Source organism: Nitrospirota bacterium (assembly GCA_040752355.1).
Taxonomy (GTDB): Bacteria; Nitrospirota; Thermodesulfovibrionia; order Thermodesulfovibrionales; family Dissulfurispiraceae; genus JBFMCP01.
In genome coordinates this window covers 64,923-82,984 of the sequence record JBFMHE010000013.1, presented here as the reverse complement: position 1 = coordinate 82,984, position 18,062 = coordinate 64,923, and the positions used below count along the sequence as shown (strand labels likewise).

General features: G+C 56.5%; 13 protein-coding genes. 4 read left to right on the top strand and 9 right to left on the bottom strand.

Annotated elements, in window-relative coordinates:
• Positions 1–78 precede the first annotated feature (78 nt).
• From AB1805_10695 to AB1805_10685, 3 genes are read left to right on the top strand one after another with little or no spacing between them, the layout of a single operon-like run.
• Positions 79–1,134, top strand: coding sequence for a lipocalin-like domain-containing protein (locus AB1805_10695; GenBank protein ID MEW5745887.1), 1,056 nt, complete (start codon positions 79–81; stop codon positions 1,132–1,134).
• Entirely contained in the window at positions 1,135–1,779 is a 645-nt protein-coding gene (locus AB1805_10690; GenBank protein MEW5745886.1) for an ABC transporter ATP-binding protein, read from the top strand.
• Entirely contained in the window at positions 1,776–4,307 is a 2,532-nt protein-coding gene (locus AB1805_10685; protein MEW5745885.1) for an FtsX-like permease family protein, read from the top strand. The genes AB1805_10690 and AB1805_10685 overlap by 4 nt, the downstream gene beginning before the upstream one ends.
• A 440-nt stretch (positions 4,308–4,747) precedes the next feature.
• On the opposite strand, the gene AB1805_10680 is transcribed toward AB1805_10685, so the two are convergent.
• The 6 genes from AB1805_10680 to AB1805_10655 form a co-directional block, all read right to left on the bottom strand.
• Entirely contained in the window at positions 4,748–7,972 is a 3,225-nt protein-coding gene (locus AB1805_10680) for a BTAD domain-containing putative transcriptional regulator (GenBank protein ID MEW5745884.1), read from the bottom strand.
• Between the two features lie 58 nt (positions 7,973–8,030).
• Complete coding sequence (locus AB1805_10675) at positions 8,031–8,273, bottom strand: hypothetical protein (GenBank protein MEW5745883.1); 243 nt, start codon at positions 8,271–8,273, stop codon at positions 8,031–8,033.
• A 135-nt stretch (positions 8,274–8,408) separates the two neighbouring features.
• Positions 8,409–9,158: a PEP-CTERM sorting domain-containing protein gene (locus tag AB1805_10670; protein ID MEW5745882.1), complete on the bottom strand. Its 750-nt coding sequence runs from the start codon at positions 9,156–9,158 to the stop codon at positions 8,409–8,411.
• A gap of 77 nt (positions 9,159–9,235) precedes the next feature.
• Positions 9,236–11,221 carry a hypothetical protein gene (locus AB1805_10665; GenBank protein MEW5745881.1) on the bottom strand — a complete coding sequence of 662 codons (1,986 nt, stop codon included), beginning with the start codon at positions 11,219–11,221 and terminating at the stop codon, positions 9,236–9,238.
• A gap of 21 nt (positions 11,222–11,242) precedes the next feature.
• Complete coding sequence (locus AB1805_10660; protein ID MEW5745880.1) at positions 11,243–12,949, bottom strand: hypothetical protein; 1,707 nt, start codon at positions 12,947–12,949, stop codon at positions 11,243–11,245.
• A 33-nt stretch (positions 12,950–12,982) separates the two neighbouring features.
• Positions 12,983–13,594: a carbohydrate binding domain-containing protein gene (locus tag AB1805_10655; protein ID MEW5745879.1), complete on the bottom strand. Its 612-nt coding sequence runs from the start codon at positions 13,592–13,594 to the stop codon at positions 12,983–12,985.
• A gap of 146 nt (positions 13,595–13,740) precedes the next feature.
• On the opposite strand from AB1805_10655, the gene AB1805_10650 reads away from it, so the two are divergent.
• Positions 13,741–14,913, top strand: coding sequence for an ATP-binding protein (locus tag AB1805_10650; GenBank protein MEW5745878.1), 1,173 nt, complete (start codon positions 13,741–13,743; stop codon positions 14,911–14,913).
• 48 nt (positions 14,914–14,961) lie between these two features.
• On the opposite strand, the gene lepB is transcribed toward AB1805_10650, so the two are convergent.
• The 3 genes from lepB to AB1805_10635 are packed head-to-tail and all read right to left on the bottom strand — an operon-like array spanning position 14,962 to position 18,010.
• Positions 14,962–15,444, bottom strand: a complete 483-nt coding sequence (lepB, locus tag AB1805_10645) for a signal peptidase I (protein ID MEW5745877.1) — start codon at positions 15,442–15,444, stop codon at positions 14,962–14,964.
• A 15-nt stretch (positions 15,445–15,459) separates the two neighbouring features.
• Complete coding sequence (locus AB1805_10640) at positions 15,460–17,358, bottom strand: right-handed parallel beta-helix repeat-containing protein (protein MEW5745876.1); 1,899 nt, start codon at positions 17,356–17,358, stop codon at positions 15,460–15,462.
• A gap of 52 nt (positions 17,359–17,410) precedes the next feature.
• On the bottom strand, positions 17,411–18,010 hold the full coding sequence (locus AB1805_10635) for a carbohydrate binding domain-containing protein (GenBank protein ID MEW5745875.1): 600 nt from the start codon (positions 18,008–18,010) through the stop codon (positions 17,411–17,413).
• Positions 18,011–18,062: the final 52 nt, after the last annotated feature.

Genomic DNA, 18,062 nt, shown 5'->3' with positions numbered 1-18,062 from the left:
ATAACATAGTAAAATTAGATCAGAGGTATGCGCGCACGGCAGCGCCTGAGAACGGAGGGCCGCAGAGGGGCAGAGGGAATGACTACGATACGAGCTTTCATCCTGCTGTTTTCGCTCATCGGCATCGTTCCTGACGCACTGCCGCAGGAGTTCAGCGAGGTCACCGCGGAATCCCGGCTGCAGTTTCCCCGGGACTTATATCACAACAGCGCGTATCGGGTTCAGTGGTGGTACTTTACCGGGCATCTCTTCGATGCCGGCGGCAGGGAGTTCGGCTATGAGCTCACCTTTTTCGTCGTGGGCGTCCAGAAGAGAGACTACTCCTCCCAATTCGGGGTGAGCACGATCTATATTTCCCATTTCGCGGTATCCGATATACAGGACAGGAAATTCCTCTTCCACGAGAGGGCGGACGCAGGGGCCTATGGCTTCGCCGGGGCGCGCAGCGACCGCCTGCACGTATGGGTCGGGGCGAGCAGCCTGGAGGGCTCAATGGAGAAGATGCAGTTGAAGGCTTCCGGGGAGCGGCATGCGCTCGAGCTGACCCTGACCCCCCTGAAGCCGCTCGTCCTTCACGGAGAGCAGGGCTACTCGCGGAAATCCCGGGCATCGCCCCTGATCGCTTCCTACTACTTCTCTTATCCCCGGCTCGCTGCCGAGGGCACCCTGCGGATCGGCAGCGCCACCTTCACGGTGAGCGGTACGAGCTGGTTCGACCGGGAGCTCTCGTCCCGGGGGCTCGATGCAGGCAAGGCCGGGTGGGACTGGTTCTCGCTCCAGCTCGACGACGGCAGGGATGTCATGCTGTATCTCATCAGGAACAGGGACGGCTCGCATGACCCCTACTCCTCCGGCACGCTCGTCTATCCCGACGGCAGTTACCGCCACCTCGCGAAAAAGGAGTTCACGATCAAGACGCTGCGGCATTATACCTCGGAAAAGACCGGCGCGCGCTATCCCGCGCAGTGGGAAATCGCCCTTCCTGCCGAGCGGCTGGCGCTCACCGTCACGCCCCTGATCGAGGACCAGGAGGTGCTCTCTACGAAAACGACCAGGAACTACTACTGGGAAGGCGCCTGCACGGTAACGGGGAACGCGACGGGAAGGGCCTATGTAGAGCTGGTGGGATACTGAATGATCACGCTCGAGAACGTCGATAAATATTACGGGGATTGCAAGGTCCTGAACGGGGTGAACCTCGAGGTGCGGACAGGAGAGTTCCTCGCGGTCATGGGGAGCTCCGGATCCGGGAAATCGACCCTCCTCAATCTTATCGGCGGCATGGACCGGCCCGACGACGGCACGATCGTTGTCGACAGCGAGAAGATCACCGCCTACACCGACCGGCAGCTGACGCTCTACCGGAGAAAGAAGATCGGTTTCATATTCCAGTTCTTCAACCTGCTCCCGAACATCACCGTCTTCGAGAACATACAGATGCCCCTGCTGCTCAGCGGCGCCGAGGGCGAGGAGCAGGTGCATACGTACATCCGCCGCGTCGGCCTGAAGGGCAAGGAGGCCGGTTTCCCCTTTCAGCTCTCGGGCGGACAGCAGCAGCGCGTCGCCATAGCCCGTGCGCTGATCCATAATCCCGATATCGTCCTCGCGGACGAGCCTACGGGGAGCCTCGACAGCGTGACGGGCGAATCGATCATGGACCTCCTCAAGCAGCTCGTCGAAGAGCTGGGGAAGACCGTCGTCCTGGTGACGCATGAAGCGCCGCTGACGCGGTACGCCCAACGGGTCGTGCGGATCAGGGACGGCGCTATCCTCCTATGACCCTGCGGAAGCTGGTCCATCTTTTCGTCCTCAGGTCCATTCGCGGGGAGAAGTTCCTCACCCTGCTCTCCATACTCGGGGTCGCTCTCGGCATCGGGCTCTTCATCGGGGTGAAGATCGCCTCCGACCGGGCCATCGCCGCCTTCGAAGCAGGGATCAAAGGAGTAAACCAGTACGCCACCCATGAGGTCTTCGATATCTCGGGCATCGATTTCGACGAGAAGGTCTACCGGGATATCCGCGCCGTCGAGGAAGAGAGCTTCCCCCTCCTCCGGGTGAACGCCTTCGTCCCGCAGCTCCGGGAGTCGGTCGATATCCACGGTGTCTATACGGTGACGGCCGCCCGCGCGCTCCCTGCGGATGTCCAGGGCGGCCTCGATATCGAGCGCTTCATGAGGACCCCGAACGGCATCGTCATTACCAGGCAGTTTGCGGCCCGCCACGGCCTCGCCAAAGGCGCACCACTCAAGGCGCTCGTCTACGACAGGGCGTACGACCTGCAGATCGCCGATATCCTGGATTCCGCATCCGTGGCGGCGAATACCGTCATCATGGACCTCGGCAACTACCAGGACCTTTTCGGGAAGGTCGGCGTGCTCTCGCGCGTGGACCTCGCGACCGACGAGGCGACGGCAGAGCGGCTGCGGGAGCAGCTCCCTTCGCATCTCACCATCGAGCGCAAGGAGGAGCTGGTGCGCAACCAGAAATCCCTCCTCGCCTCCTTCAGGTACAACCTCCAGTTCGTCAGCTTCATCGCCATTCTCGTCGGCATCTTCCTCCTCTACAACACCATCTTCATCTCGGTCGTCAAGCGGCGCACCGAGATCGGCATTCTCCGGGGATTGGGCGCGGACAGGAAGACGATCGTCATGATCTTCACGATTCAGGGGGTCCTTCTCGGCCTGATCGGTTCGGCCCTCGGCATCCTGCTCGGCCAGGCGGTCGCCTACTTCTCGGTGATGGCGGTGGAGCGGACTATCTCGACCATGTACGGGACGCTCTCCATCTCGGACTATTTCATCACTGCCGGCGATGCGCTGCGCGCGCTGGGACTCGGGCTTCTCGTATCGCTCATCGCGTCGGCGGTGCCTTCGTTCGAGTCAGCGCGGATCAGGCCGAACGAGAGCTCGCGGGAAGGCACCTTCGAGAGCAAGTACAAGCGGCACCAGCATCTCTTCTTCCTGGCCGGGATCATCCTCATCCTCCTCGGGGGCATAGCGTCCTATATCGATTACGCCCTGACCCCCTTCGAATTCCCCTACCTGGCATATCTCGGCATTCTCCTCATCATCGTCGGGTTTACCTTCACCTCGCCCTTTTATCTCACCCTGATCCTCAGGGTGATCAGGCGTCCGGCGGAAAAGCTGTTCAAGGCAACGGCAACGATAACCATAGGCGACATGCAGGGCAACATCTACCGGTTCTCCGTAGCCTTAATGAGCGTCGCCATAAGCAGCGCGCTCATCGTCTCGCTCCTGACGCTGATCTTCTCGTTCAAGAACTCCCTCACGTCGTGGATGGCGAGGAACGTCTCGGCCGATCTCTACATCAAGCCCGCCTCCTGCACCTCGAACTTCTGCTTCTACCCTCTCTCCGATGACGTCGTCTCTCTCGTGAAGAGCTTTCCCGAGGTATCGGGAGTGGACCGCTTCAGGACCCTGCAGGTGACCCTTTTCGGGAGGCGGGTCGTGGCAGGCTTCGGCGATGTCGCGGTCCAGAGGAGACACTCGCCGACCAACTATTTCGGCATAGAGGAGCAGGGGCGGTTCAAAGACCTGCAGGAGCAGCAGCAGGTGGCTGTCTCGAACTATCTCAGCATAAAGTACGGCCTCAAGAGCGGCGATCTGATCGAGATCCCGACGCCCAAAGGCCCGCAGCGCTTTGTCGTGAACGAGACCTTCAGCAGCTACTCAACGACATCGGGATTCATCTATATGGACAGGAAGTGGCTGAGGACCTACTGGGGGCTCGACGATACCAGCCAGATGGGCGTGTATCTCAGGGAAGGGACCGACGTGAACGCCTTCGCGCAGAAGCTGAGAGAGCGGCTCGCGTCGCGCTTTTCCCTCGAGATCATGAACAGCAGGGAGCTGCGGGAGAAGGTCCTGGCGATCTTCGACCGGAGCTTCGCCATCACCTACGCGATCGAGCTCATATCGATCGTGGTTTCGCTCATCGGCGTGGTCAATACCCTTCTGGCCCTGGTGCTCGAACGGAAGCGGGACATCAGCATTCTGCGTTACCTGGGCGGCGACTGGGAACAGATACAATGTATCCTCATCTTCGCCGCCGGAATCGTCGGCGCCGCGGGCGCCCTCCTGGGCACGCTGATGGGCCCCCTGATGAGCATCATCTTCATCCATGTCATCAACAAGATCTCTTTCGGCTGGGAGATACATTTCGGCGTGCCCTATCTCTGGCTCACCCTCATTCTCCTCATCGTACTCGCGACGACGCTGCTGGCGGGGCTCTTTCCTTCACGGGTCGCCCGAAAAATCGACCCAAAACGGTTCATAAGTTTTGAATAAGGCGAGAGACACGGCACTGAACAGGACAGGATGCGGCTGCCGGAGCCCGGTCTGAAAGACGGTGTCCGATCAAGCGGAGTCTTCTCAGATTACTTAGAGCTTCTAACAAAATGAAAGGACTTAGAGTCGGACGAGGCATAGTACATGAGCGGCATGGGCAGCCCAAGAGAAGCCCCGCCCCAAAAAGACAACGTCTTTTTGGGGACCCCATAGAGATGCAGAGGGCTCCCGGAAAGTCGTAGACTTTTCGGGAATTCCGGAGCGGGTCGGTACGACTCGATTCCGAGCTGCCCTAGCCTCGGAGGTCGCATCGACCGAAAATCGGGGTCCCCGAAGATCGAAGGTCTTTGGGGTGGCAGTTGAGCGAATGTACTGTGCCTCGTCCGACTCTCTCCACTCCTTCTGTCAGACGCCCTTGCAGCAAGTATCGATGCTCCGCCTTACCGGTCCTTCAACAAGCTTTTATAGAGCGCTTCCGTTGTGGGCGAAGGCGCGATGCCGAGATGGGCGGATAATACGGAGCGGCAGCGATCGTACACGGCCATTGCCGCGGCATGCTGTCCGAGCTGCCGGTGGCACACGATCAGGCGCTGATAAAACTCCTCTGCGAGGTCATCGACGTGAGTTCCCCTGGTGTAATATTCAATTGCCTTTTGCCACGCCCCTGTCTGCTCAAAGTGGCCTCCTGTACGTGCAATGAGGCGAAGGTATTTATCCCGCAAACGCTCGCGGAGAGAGGCAGTCCACGGATGACCGGCGTCGGCCTGAAGAAAATGTCCTTTGTACATCGCTATGGCCCTCTCGGCCAGTCGCATCCCCTCTTCTATGCCAACCCCACCTTTGCCATTCCTTTGTTCTTCCTTCCAGATCGCATCAGCCTGCCCGGAAGCGCGCTCAAATGCCCAGGCATCCACCCAGCAGTACCGGGAGTCGAGCGTCGCTCTTCCGTCCTGGAACCGTATGGCCTTTTCAATCCCCAAAAGTTGCCGAAGGCGTGAGAGCGCAGTAGTGAAGGCGCTGTGCGCAGCATCTCCCTCTGCGTCGGGCCAGAGCAGGTCGGCTAATTGCTCCTCGCGCACCTCTCTTCCTCCAAGGGCGATCAACGCCTTGAGCAGGGCAAGCGACTTCTGCTGCACCTTGCCGGAAAAGCCGACAGGCATATCTTCCCTTACCAGGCCGAACCGCCCCAACGTATAAATTTTCAACGGCCAGGGCCACTGCCCGATCTCGGTCGACGGAGGGTGGTCGTAAAGAGCGCACCGCCGGATGATGTCCCGCACGTAGTCGACCTCGATGCCCGCCTCCAATGCCTTTGCACAAAGCTCCCCTGCAATCGCAGGACATATACTAGGGAAGGTCATGATGCCCTTCGTTTTTCCCACGGCAAAGGCCTGCCGCAGCAGGCCCAGGCACTGCTCCTCATCCCCCTGCTCCAGTGCAAGCCGCGCCTCTGTCAGGAGTGCCACGAAGCTGATAAATGTGCTCTTCGTGTCCTGACCGATACTGCGTACGCAGGCGATATGGGGCGCGGCTGCGGGATACTCCCCGAGCGTTATCAAGAACTGCGCCAGATGGAGATTCGTCAGTGCCTGCGGAAAGGGCGATCCTGCTTCATCGGCAATAGCTACCGACTCCCGTGCATGAGCCAGTGCGTGGCGCACCTCATCGCGGCACGCCGCTTCCCACCCTGCCAGGCAATGGTACTGAGCGACATCCAGAAGGCGGGCAGGGTTCATTACCGCTTTCATACGGCCCAGAAGCTCAGCGCCGGATGCCGGATCACCGGAGCTCAAGGCGCTGGGAACACCCAACGCCAGCAAAGCGAAGTCAAACAGGTGAACGCCTCTGGTCTCCGCTATGGCAAGACTTTCGGTGACCGCCGTGCGGCAGTTCATGAAATCTCCGTTGAGCAAAAGATAGCTCGCCTCCTGGAACCGCCACCAAAGAAGCCGCAGGGGGTCGACATCCCCGCTGCCGGGATCGGGTCTCAGGACATCGATAAGCACCTTCATTCTGGTGAGCTCCCCTGTCCAAAGATAAAAACTTACAAGGCTGCTGCCCATCATAATGCGCGCCCGTCCGTCAGGCATGGCGCGCAGCAACGCATTGACGCGATCTTCCCATAAGGAACACTCGGGGTGCTGCGGTTGCCGGAAGATCAGGGCGATGAGCATGCTGCCCGTCACACGGGCCTCGATCTCGATAGAAGGAAAACCGCCATGCCGCGCCATAAGCTCCCCGATCACCGTTATCCAGTAGTCCAGGGGCGCGAAGTCCGACCATTCATAAAGAAAGGAATCCACAATGCTTGCCCATGACAGAAACTCCCCGGCAGGGTCGCCTTCGGTCCCGAACAGGGCAAAGGCCTTTTCAAAATACCGCCGTCCCTCAGAGGGATTGACCGGGGTGCGACACGCACCCTTCCAGTAAAGCGCCCACGGAGTCTTCTCGACGGCCTCATCCGGAATGCCTGCAAGCCACTCCTCGATCGTAGCGCTTCTTCCCTGTGTCAGCAGGCGCTGGGCATGCGCCAGGATCAACCGGAGTATAGACTCCCCGTTACCTGTCTTGAGGTAAAGCGCAGCGGCATCTTCGATCTGGTCGGATTCCTCCAGAAGTCCTGCGGCTCTATCCTGGATCAGGGCGACCTTTTCAGGGGCGAATGTCTCTTCTGTCCTGGAGAGAAGGAATTCCCTGAACAGCGGATGATATTGGTACGAGGAATGGTCATTATGATGTCGTTCGGTAAAAAAGTGGTTCCGGCTGAGGTCATCGAGTATCTTCCGTGCAGAGGCAAGCCCGGTAAGCTTTTCTGCCATGGACGATGTCATCCTCGGCAGAAAAGCGGTCTTCAATAAAAACTCCTGCAGCTCCGGCGAGCTCTTCCCGAAGATCTCGCTCGCGAAATAATTGAATATCTCCTTATGGGCGCGGTGCCCGAGCGCCTGATACTCAGGTCCCCCGCTCTTCATGCTCTCCAGAAGCAATACAAGCCCGGCAGCCCAGCCTTCGGTATCTTTGTATAGTTCGCTCAGGCTCCCTTCGGACAGGTCTTCGAGTGCCCGTTCCCGGGCAAGCTGCCTCGACTCATCGAGAGAGAACCGCACTTCGTTCCACCCCAACACCGCCATCCTGTTGTTTGCATGCAGGCGGGCAAAGTGCTGCGCGGGGTCGTTCCTGCTCAGCAGCATAACGTTTATGCCTTCAGGCAGCGCGTCAAGCCCGAGGGCGAGCACCTCATGAAACAGCGCATGCTCGGGCACATGCTGGCAGTTGTCGAAAACAATGGTGAACGGCGCCTTCAGCCTGCCGCAGAGGTTCTCAAAAAAACGCTTGGTAAAGACCGGGATCCCTCCCAGGTACTCCGGGGTAAGGAGGGGAAGAGGCTGCTTCTTTCTCGGCGCCGCTTTTTGAGCGGCCATCCCCATATAGTAAAAAAACGTGGCGATATCCGCATCACCCTCATCGACCTGGTACCACAGGCAGGGACGCTTGCGCGCAGCGAGATAACTTGCCGCCAGGGTGGTCTTACCCGATCCCGCAGGCCCCGACACCCAGATGACGGAACGGCCCTGTTCTGCATCGAGTATTTTGAACAGCCGCTCTCGGGGGAAGACGCCTGAGATCTTCGGGCGAGACAGCTTGACAGGAAGCGCATCGCTCATGGTGGGAAGCATACCTCTTCTTTATCGGAGTTTTGTGCATTGAGTGTACCATACCCCCCTAGACATTCCCAAGGGGATCCGGGACATCATTGGACGTACGCTCCAGCATCTGCCTGTCGCTCCGCCGCCGCACCACCTTTCCGATGGGCGATGCAGATTCCCGTGCATTCAGAATATCCCAAAGCTCATCGAGGGTGGTAAACGCCCTTTTGCCCTCGGCCCCTACCTCTTCCACAATCCCCACCAGGCCCCGGGGGTTATCCCGCTCTTCCCGGTAGACACGGATAATGTAGCTCTGCACGTACACCTCCTTTGTATTCCTTGCTATTGATCGTTCCACTCTCCGGCAGCAAGAATCTGAAGGGCCCAAGATGAGGCAGGGGGATAGCCGCCCTGCCCCTTCCCTTATAGTAGTGCTCCTGATGTTTTGGAACCCTTACTTCTTGCGATTTTTTCTAAACAGTACGAGTCCGGCTAATCCGCTCCCGACAAGCAGCATTGTCCCGGGTTCCGGCACCGGCGTCGAAGGGGTATCCGGGGAATAGGTGCTTCCCGAGGCAGACGTAAAGGTTACGCCATCCGGCAGCTCAATGATAAGCGGGTCATCCATGTAGGCGCTGCCGCCGTACTCTGCAATGGCTTTTACGCTGTACCCGAATTGGTACGTGGCATCGTCATATATTGTCCATGGCACATCAAAGTACCAGGTGTTAGTATCAAAAGTACCCTGCCCGAAACCATAACAACGGCCTATACTACTATCACACCCATATGCTCCGCCCGAGTAGTAGGTTGAACCCAAACCGAGCCCGAATTCGACCTGTTTCTGACCAGTGCCTCCCCAGTTTCCCGACATACGCACATTTACCAAAGCCGAACCTCCGCCAAGGACATTAAAGGTCAAATGATCGGTGAGCCCCGCAACGGCTATAATTCCATAATTTCCGGGATTGGTTTGAACAGAAACAGAAACAGAGGGTGCGCCAAAAAAGTCGGCCCCGCCTTCGCTATACCCCGACACCGTTGTCTTCGAGGCAGTAACCGATGATACGCCCGAGCCTCCGTAAAAAGAATCCCCATAATTTGCAAAGTAGATTTCTGCACTTATAGCTCCCGCTGATGCTTGTGTCGCAGCGAAGAGCAGGATGCCGACCAAGATAACAAACAAAGAGAGTGTTTTATTCATTTGTTGCCTCCTGATATGTATTGTCCTTTTTCAATGATTCCAACTCCGCTATATAAATAAAATTTGTCCGCCGGGACTTACTGGCAGCTTGTATTGAGTACGACATAGCTGCCGTTGTACGCCCCTACACAGGTAAGGGTCCCTGCATTGGAGACTGCCCCTCCATCCAGTTGGGTATTGCCTACCAGGATTGTTACCCCTGTTCCATTATCAATCGTCTTAGTATCCCCTTTGATCACTGAATGGTTGATCCTGACTGTTCCTGCGTAGCCGGCTGTTATGCCGTAGTGGAAGCATTCGTAGCATGTCTGTCCAGAAGCGGTCACCACCGAATTCGTTATGGTAGCTGGGGAGCTGTTGCTAATATCAATGCCATAGCTGTATTTTCCCCCCAAAGTTTTTACCATGATATCCATCATGGTCGACGAGGAGTCGGTATCAAAAATGCCGATATTGGCATATTCCCCAGAAGCGGTTACCATGACATTCTTCATGACCGTCGAGGATCGAGCGTTTTGGATGCCGTAATTGTAAGACCCGCCTGATGCGGTCACCATGACATTTATCATGGTCGGCGAAGAGAGAAAGTTAACAATGCTGTCGTTGTAGTATTCTCCTGAAGCGATTGCAGTGATGTTTGTCATGGTAGGCGAGGAGGAATTTGCGTTGTAGACGCTATAATTGTATCCCTTCCCCGAAGCGATTGCAGTGACATTTGTCATGGTAGGCGAGGATGTTTCATTGAAAATGCCATTGCTGTGTTCCCCCCCCAAGGCGGCCGCAGTGACATTTGTTATCGTCGGTGAGGATTTGTAGTTGAAGATACCATAGCTGTACTCCCCACCTGAAACGGTTGCGGTGACATGGGTGATCGAGGGTGATGCAGAAGAATTCATTATTGCTACTGGGTATTTATCTGTAGCGGTGTTCTCAACGGCAAGGAATCGCAACTCAGCGTTATCAGCGCCAGTAATTGTACCTACGGTCAGAGGCGATGTTGTGTTAGTCAATGCCGAAGTAATCTTCGTGGTCTTTTCCCCTGATCCTTCGATATCGATATAGGGCTGCATCATCAAGGACTCTCCCTTTAAATCATAAACTCCCGGCATGATCTTCAGCAGACAGGGATTCGTGGCCGAAGGCTTGCCGCACCAGGCCTCAACATCTTTCATCGCCTCAAGAGGATGTTTGTAATTACCTCCGCTCAGTGCTACTACCGCCACCCTGCCATATTTGGCAGCCGGTCCCTGCGGCCCCGTCGGTCCTGTCGGCCCTGTTGGGCCAGTCGCTCCTGCTACGCCCTGTGCACCAGTGTCACCCTTTGCTCCTGTTGCTCCAGTATCACCTTTCGGTCCCTGTGCTCCGGTATCACCCTTCGGCCCGGTCGCTCCTGCTACGCCCTGTGCTCCGGTATCACCCTTTGCCCCGGTCGCTCCTGTTGCACCCGTGTCGCCCTTGGGTCCCGTTGGGCCAGTAGGGCCTGCTGCACCCTGCAGTCCTGTCGGGCCGGTTGCGCCGGTGGGTCCCGTTGCTCCTGGCTCACCCGGTATGCCCTGAAGCCCCGTAGGTCCGGTAGGCCCCGGCACCCCCGGCACATCACTCGTTGCGCTGAACAGCGCATACGGCACTACCCCCAGCTTCTCCCTCGTCCCGATCACCGTTCCATTGCTCTCCACCTGCACCCACAACTGTTGAGCGAACATATCAGTGTACAGCTGGCTGGTGTCGCCAAGGTACGTGCTGATCACCCGTGTCGTGCTGGTAACCGGTATGCCTTTTGTCTCATACCATACCCTGTTCACTGCCTCGCTTCCGCCCGTCTCTACATCCCACAGACTGAAGGTGTAGCTCACCGTTATTGTCCCCGTGCCGCTCACGGGTGCGCTGCTCAGCTTCTTCTGGTAATAAAGCTGCTTTACCACTGCATCAGCCGACGCACTTTGCGCTGCCATAAAGATCGTACAAAGAATGAATACACTGAGCACCACTATCTTCCTCATCTTTTTTCCTCTTTCGTATATAAAATTGAAATACTCCTTTGAGTATTTTCTATCACCCCGCACGCATGCTCATATCCAGCAGGTTTAAAACGCCCCTGACACTTCCAAAATATTCGCGGAGCGAGGGACAATCTCAACGGTTTCGACAACCGGGGCCGTGCTGCCTTTATCCAGGCCGGTGAGCGTATACGCGGTGATGAAGGAATAAAAATAAATGCGCGTAGCAGGATTGCTTCCCTTCAACTCCGAAATTTGCAGGTCCTGGTACTGTCCTACCTCACCACTTACCATGGCAGTGAGCCACTGGGCCAGATACGGCCGTCCTCGATGGGCATAGAGCCCCACCCGCGCGCAGCGTACCTCCACCGAAGAGAGGACAGGCACGGAATTCTGGGTTGGCTGATACGCAACGGGGGTACATTGTTGCAAAACATAACGGACTTCTCTATTCGGCCCAAGATCGATGATGATATCCTTCCGGACGTTGGCACCCGCATAGACATCATTCACCCACTTCAGGATGGCCGTATCCGTGCCCTCGATGCCGAAGGAGATGGTCTCGTAGTGCGGCTGCCCAGGCATGTAAGCTACTTCGGGGTCTTCGTTAGTAGGTATCTTTATTTTGTCGATCTTAATCGTTATCGGCGAAATGGTCCGTATGTTCTCTGAAAGGTCGGTACGAAACTGGTTGGCAGAGATGGGAGAAGCAACCTTCTCTCCTGCAGGCATCTCGCCCTCAAGGATGAGGTTGTCCCACTCAACCTCAAACGTCTGTGTAGGGAATTTGTCGCCACCTATTATGATTGTCTCCTCCCGAAAGTGAACGCCGCCCCCTGATAATTTAGACCATAAGGGGTCGGCATCAGCGCTACCAACCGCCACCACGAATTTTGCATAGGTTCCCGAGCTTGTCCCTCCATTGCTACAGACCCATGCGGTGCCATTATAGGAAACAGCATCACCCGCTTTACACGCCAGGGAGCCGAGCGTATCTGTTCCGGCTGGCCCTTGCGGAACTCCAAGAGCAAGAACACCCCCACTGAGGGTTGCTGTTGCCGGTGAGCCTGCCGCAAGTGTTGTCGCCGTTGCCGATGTCACGCCTGCCGGTCCCGTTGGCCCAGTAGGTCCAGCTACGCCCTGTATTCCCTGTGGCCCGGTCGGTCCGGTTGCACCTGTTGCCCCGGTATCTCCTTTCGGCCCTGTCGCTCCAGCTATACCCTGTGCTCCGGTATCACCTTTTGCACCCGTTGCACCTGCAGCGCCGGGATCGCCCTTTGCCCCGGTCGCTCCTGTTGCACCCGTGTCGCCTTTGGGTCCCATTGCTCCTGGCTCACCCGGTATGCCCTGCAGTCCCGTAGGTCCGGTAGGCCCCGGCACCCCCGGCACATCACTCGTTGCGCTGAACAGCGCATACGGCACTACCCCCAGCTTCTCCCTCGTCCCGATCACCGTTCCATTGCTCTCCACCTGCACCCACAACTGTTGAGCGAACATATCAGTGTACAGCTGGCTGGTGTCGCCAAGGTACGTGCTGATCACCCGTGTCGTGCTGGTAACCGGTATGCCTTTTGTCTCATACCATACCCTGTTCACTGCCTCGCTTCCGCCCGTCTCTACATCCCACAGGCTGAAGGTGTAGCTTACCGTTATTGTCCCCGTGCCGCTCACGGGTGCGCTGCTCAGCTTCTTCTGGTAATAAAGCTGCTTCACCACTGCATCAGCCGACGCACTTTGCGCTGCCATTAATAATGCACAAAGAATTGATAGGCAAAGTCCTGCTATCTTCTTCATCTCTCTTCTCCTCTTACCTCTATAGTTTGGTCTTTATCTCTGCTGCAACACCCGGAACATCCTTCTTGCCCCTATGGCGCCGATCAGTCCTGCCCCAAGAAGCACAATGGTGCCCGGCTCAGGCACCGCAGAAGGAGGATTGTCAGGACCCGTCACCGACACCTCATCAAGGTTGATGAACGACTGTGAATCGAAGAGGCCGAAGGTGAGCAGTGATCCGGTTGATGCTGCCTGTACGGTGAAGGAATACAACGTATAGTCCTGCTCAAAGAAGTTTCCCCTGTCAAGCACAGGCACGCCGTCCCAAAGGGCCATGAACCAGTTGAACGGCTCTTCAAAAGGACTGCCCTGCGGGTCCCTGCTCATCCAGAAGCTCAATGTATACTCCTGCCCAGCTACGGTCTGAAGGCTCTGATCGAGAAAGGCCATGTCGCTCGTCGGACCGGCATAAAAGCCATACCTGCCGGTGTGCGGCTTAGCGCCGTCCACGCCTGAATAACTCGTGTCGCCGTAATGGGACCAGCCCGTCAGATCCCCGGTCTCAAAGCCGCCGTTCGTCATCAGCTCAAGGGCATGGGCTCCCTCAGTCCCGCATAGAGCCATTGCCAGAACGACTGCACAAAAAAAGATGAATAACGTCCTCATAATGCCTCTCCTCCACGTTGCAATGATCTTAGAACCTGAGTGGATGATACCAGAGAGGAAGTCACGGATCAGTCACGGATTCCCCTCTGCTCCAAGATGAAAAAAGGGGCTACAAATGCAAGTATCTTTTCAATTAGTATCACTATATGCTAGTATCATTGCATATGGTACAAAGGCGCTTTTGGCTTGAGAGAATAAAAAAGGGATTAAGAGAGCGGCCAATCCTCTGGCTTTCCGGCGTCCGCCGTGCCGGCAAAACCATGCTTTGCCAGAGCTTCCCCCACATCGAGTATTTCGACTGCGAGCTGCCGAGGGTCCGGCGTATGATGGAGGATCCGCAATCGTTCCTGGACGATGTCAAGGGGCGTACGCTCGTGCTGGATGAAGTCCACCGCCTTGACAACCCCTCCGAAATCCTGAAAATCGCAGCAGACCATTATCCCGGCACGAAGATACTGGCTACAGGGTCGTCCACGCTCGGCGCTTCGGCAAAGTTCAAGGATACCCTGGCCGGCAGAAAATATGAGCTATGGCTGACACCTATGGTTTCTGCAGATCTCACTGATTTCGGCCGTACTGAGCTCGCGCGCCGTTTTTTGCACGGCGGCCTCCCGCCGTTTTTTTTGGAGGAAAAGATACCCGAACGTGATTTCCAGGAATGGATGGAGGCGTACTGGGCAAAAGACATCCAGGAGTTGTTCCGGCTTGAGCGGAGGCACTCGTTTCTGAAATTTGCAGAGCTGCTCATGGTCCAAAGCGGGGGGATCTTTGAGGCGACCGCTTTTGCCCGTCCCTGCGAAGTCAGCCGGACGACCATATCCAATTACCTGGCCGTCCTCGAAGCGACTTTTGTCGTCCATGTAATACGCCCGTTCAGCTCCCATCGCCCTGCGGAAATCATCTCGGCGCCCAAAGTGTATGCCTTCGATACCGGCTTCATGTGCTATTCACGGGGATGGCATGAGTTGCGCAATGATGACTTTGGTACGCTGTGGGAGCATTTTGTTCTGAACGAAATGCATGCACAGACGCAATCCCGCAGCATTTTCTACTGGAGAGATAAACGCGGCCACGAGGTGGATTTTGTGCTGGCACGGCGCAAATCCGAGCCGGTCGCCATTGAATGCAAGTGGTCGGCATCCGACTTTGATGTGACAAATCTCAAGGCCTTCAGAAGGCAGTATCCGAAGGGGAGCAACTTTGTAGTCGCCTCCGATGTCCAGAGGGCTTTTTCCCGGCAGTATGACAGCATACAGGTGAGATTTACAGGCTTGGGGGACCTGATCAAGGCGATACTGGATACAGAGCAAAATCGGTAATTCCTGCCGAGAGAGCAGAACTTTCCGACGTGTGCGTCCAGAGGGCATTCACTGTGCTCCCTCAGCCTTCCTCACCTTGACAACCCTGCCCTTGAGGCGGTCAGCGGAGATGAGGCCGAGCCTGCCGCTGTCTCTGCTGTTGCGGGGGTTGTCGCCCAGTATGAGATAGTGCTGCTCGGGTATCCGATGGCCATGAAATTCGATCTGCTTGATGGTCGATTGCCACCGCTGCCGGTCGATCTCGCGGACCTTCCGCCCGTTTACCCATACGGCGTTGTCCCTGAATTCAATCCTGTCTCCCGGGACAGCAGCCACCCGCTTCACCATGGGAGTCGATGAGGTGCTGAAGCCAATTGCTACAAGGTCGCCGCGCTGCACCGGACCTTTCAGGTCGGTGTCGACGACTACCTTGTCTCCGGATACAAGGGCAGGGGACATCGAGTCCCCTGCTACCGTGTACCCTCTGAACTCGGCCCTTGCGTTCCGTGGAAGAAGGTGGATCACAAGCATGAGCAATAAAACCAGCTTCATGTTCTCTTTTTCCGCTTAGGGTGCATGGTTGAGACCGGGGGTGCAGAATGTACATGTGCCCATGTTCAGGCCTGCACCGGGGCCGGATTGGCTATTGCCAAGGGCGAAATTCCCATCCACGAGGCAACGGCCATAGTTAATAAAATGAATGCCATCTTGGCCGTTAGAGCGAGCAGAATTGTTCTTCACTAAACTGTCTTCTGCCTCTATGCCATGGCTCTGGTTACCGTCTGCCGCATTGCCGATTATCGTTGAGCCTGAGGCATATATGCCGCTATACCCATTATCGGATGCAGTATTGCCGCTTACCGTTGAGCCGCCATCGACACGTATGCCATGAGCGTCATTATTGTATGCAGAGCAGTCACGTACAAGAACATTGTTGCCTTGTATAATACCGTTTCCAGCATTTTCCATAACCCTCATGCTTATGATTCTGTTTCCTTTTCCAGTAGAACCAGAGATTCCGGAACCTCGAAAACTCCTGACGGTGCCGTTTCTGACTTCTATGTTGCTTCCCCCCATACTGATGCCGTACCAGCTTGCGTAGTAACCCGACGTCTTGCCGGGGCCGGTGATGGTGAAGCCGTTGAAGTCTATGGTCACGTTGTCTGCATTCACCGTGATGCCTTTTCCTGTGGAGGTGAGATTGCCGGTAAGATAGTATGAGCCGGACGTGCTGATGGTGTAGGGCAATGAGGTGATCGCCGTTCTCTTCTCATCCGCCGCAGCGTTAATAATGTCGCTTGCGTGCTGACCATCAAGGGTTTCGGCGTTTACCTTGCTGAGCCCCGATCCATCGCCGCTGAAAGTTTTCCCCGTGATTGTCCCCTGCGAGGTGATATTGCCGGATACCGTCTGCTCACCATACACACTGGTATTGCCAATGAAGTATCCTGCAAGGCCTGATCCACTCGCATAGCCATATACACCGTACCCATCTGTAGTACTGCCTCCCACACCTATATAATTGGTGGATGACCCATATATTGCAGTATAATTGGTAGATTCCCCCCGTATTACATGCCCGGAGTTATTGCTAAGCCAAAAGGCAGTGGAAACTGTGTTTGCAGTCGCCGCATAGGGCAAGGTTACGAAGCCAGCCGGTCCCTGCGGGCCAGTCAAACCAATAGGGCCTTGAGGACCGGTATCACCGGTCAGTCCCTTCGGACCTTGTGGCCCAACTGCTCCGGTCGCACCGGTATCACCCTTTGGTCCAATCGGTCCTGCTACTCCTTGAGGACCTGTTGCACCTGTTGCCCCGGTATCACCTTTTGGACCCTGTATTCCCTGTGCTCCTGTATCGCCTTTATCTCCCTTTACTCCCTGTATGCCTTGCGGTCCTTGAGGTCCGGTATCTCCTTTGGGTCCCTGCGGACCAGTGGCTCCAGTCAAACCGGTATCACCTTTGAGTCCTTGAGGCCCCACGGGTCCTGTCTCACCCTGTATACCTCGTATACCCTGGGGTCCCATCGGTCCGGGCTCTCCCTGCGGCCCCGGCACTCCCGGCACATCGCTCGTTGCACTGAACAGGGCATACGGCACGACCCCCAGCCTCTCTCTTGTCCCGATCACCGCTCCACTACTGTCCTGCACCTGCACCCACAGCTGCTCGGAGAAATCCACCAGCCGTGAATCAAAAGAAACCGTGTCCCCCAGATACGTGCTGATCAGACGTGTCGTGCTCGTCACTGAAATGGCCTTGGTCTCCTCCCATACACTGGTCCCCGCTGCCGGATCATCCCAGAGGCTGAAGGTGAAGTTCACCGGCGTTGAAGTTGTGCTGCCTGCCGGCGCTGTCGTCAGCTTCTTCTGGTAATAGAGCTGCTTGACCACCGCTTCAGCCGATGCACTCTGCACTGCCATAAAGATCATACAAAAAATTAATACACTGAGTACTCCCATCTTCCTCATCTCTTTTCTCCTCTTTTTTAAAATTGAAGTAGTCCTGCTCTTTATCTTTCTGCTACGCCCTGGATATCCTGCGTGCTACGATGATGCCGCCCAGCCCTGCTCCAAGCAGCACTATAGTGCCCGGCTCAGGCACCGCAGAAGGCGGAACATCGGGACCCGTCACCGAGACGTCATCAAGGTTGATGAACGACTGTGAATCGAAGAGGCCGAAGGTGAGCAGGGATCCGGTTGATGCTGCCTGTACGGTGAAGGAATACAACGTATAGTCCTGCTCAAAGAAGTTTCCCCTGTCAAGCACAGGCACGCCGTCCCACAGGGCCGTGAACCAGTTGAACGGCTCTTCAAAAGGACTGCCCTGCGGGTCCCTGCTCATCCAGAAGCTCAATGTATACTCCTGCCCAGCTACGGTCTGAAGGCTCTGATCGAGAAAGGCCATGTCGCTCGTCGGACCGGCATAAAAGCCATACCTGCCGGTGTGCGGCTTAGCGCCGTCCACGCCTGAATAACTCGTGTCGCCGTAATGGGACCAGCCCGTCAGATCCCCGGTCTCAAAGCCGCCGTTCGTCATCAGCTCAAGGGCATGGGCTCCCTCAGTCCCGCATAGAGCCATTGCCAGAACGACTGCACAAAAAAAGATGAATAACGTCCTCATAATGCCTCTCCTCCACGTCAAGATGATCTTGGTGAAATTCTGCTGCGATACC

Excerpts from the sequence above, each read along its gene's own strand:
- AB1805_10640 (MEW5745876.1), bottom strand. The coding sequence starts at position 17,358 with ATGAGGAAGATGGGAGTACTCAGTGTATTAATTTTTTGTATGATCTTT.
- AB1805_10695 (MEW5745887.1), top strand. The coding sequence starts at position 79 with ATGACTACGATACGAGCTTTCATCCTGCTGTTTTCGCTCATCGGCATC.
- AB1805_10670 (MEW5745882.1), bottom strand. The coding sequence starts at position 9,158 with ATGAATAAAACACTCTCTTTGTTTGTTATCTTGGTCGGCATCCTGCTC.
- AB1805_10655 (MEW5745879.1), bottom strand. The coding sequence starts at position 13,594 with ATGAGGACGTTATTCATCTTTTTTTGTGCAGTCGTTCTGGCAATGGCT.
- lepB (MEW5745877.1), bottom strand. The coding sequence starts at position 15,444 with ATGAAGCTGGTTTTATTGCTCATGCTTGTGATCCACCTTCTTCCACGG.
- AB1805_10685 (MEW5745885.1), top strand. The coding sequence starts at position 1,776 with ATGACCCTGCGGAAGCTGGTCCATCTTTTCGTCCTCAGGTCCATTCGC.
- AB1805_10660 (MEW5745880.1), bottom strand. The coding sequence starts at position 12,949 with ATGAAGAAGATAGCAGGACTTTGCCTATCAATTCTTTGTGCATTATTA.
- AB1805_10680 (MEW5745884.1), bottom strand. The coding sequence starts at position 7,972 with ATGAGCGATGCGCTTCCTGTCAAGCTGTCTCGCCCGAAGATCTCAGGC.
- AB1805_10635 (MEW5745875.1), bottom strand. The coding sequence starts at position 18,010 with ATGAGGACGTTATTCATCTTTTTTTGTGCAGTCGTTCTGGCAATGGCT.
- AB1805_10690 (MEW5745886.1), top strand. The coding sequence starts at position 1,135 with ATGATCACGCTCGAGAACGTCGATAAATATTACGGGGATTGCAAGGTC.
- AB1805_10650 (MEW5745878.1), top strand. The coding sequence starts at position 13,741 with ATGCTAGTATCATTGCATATGGTACAAAGGCGCTTTTGGCTTGAGAGA.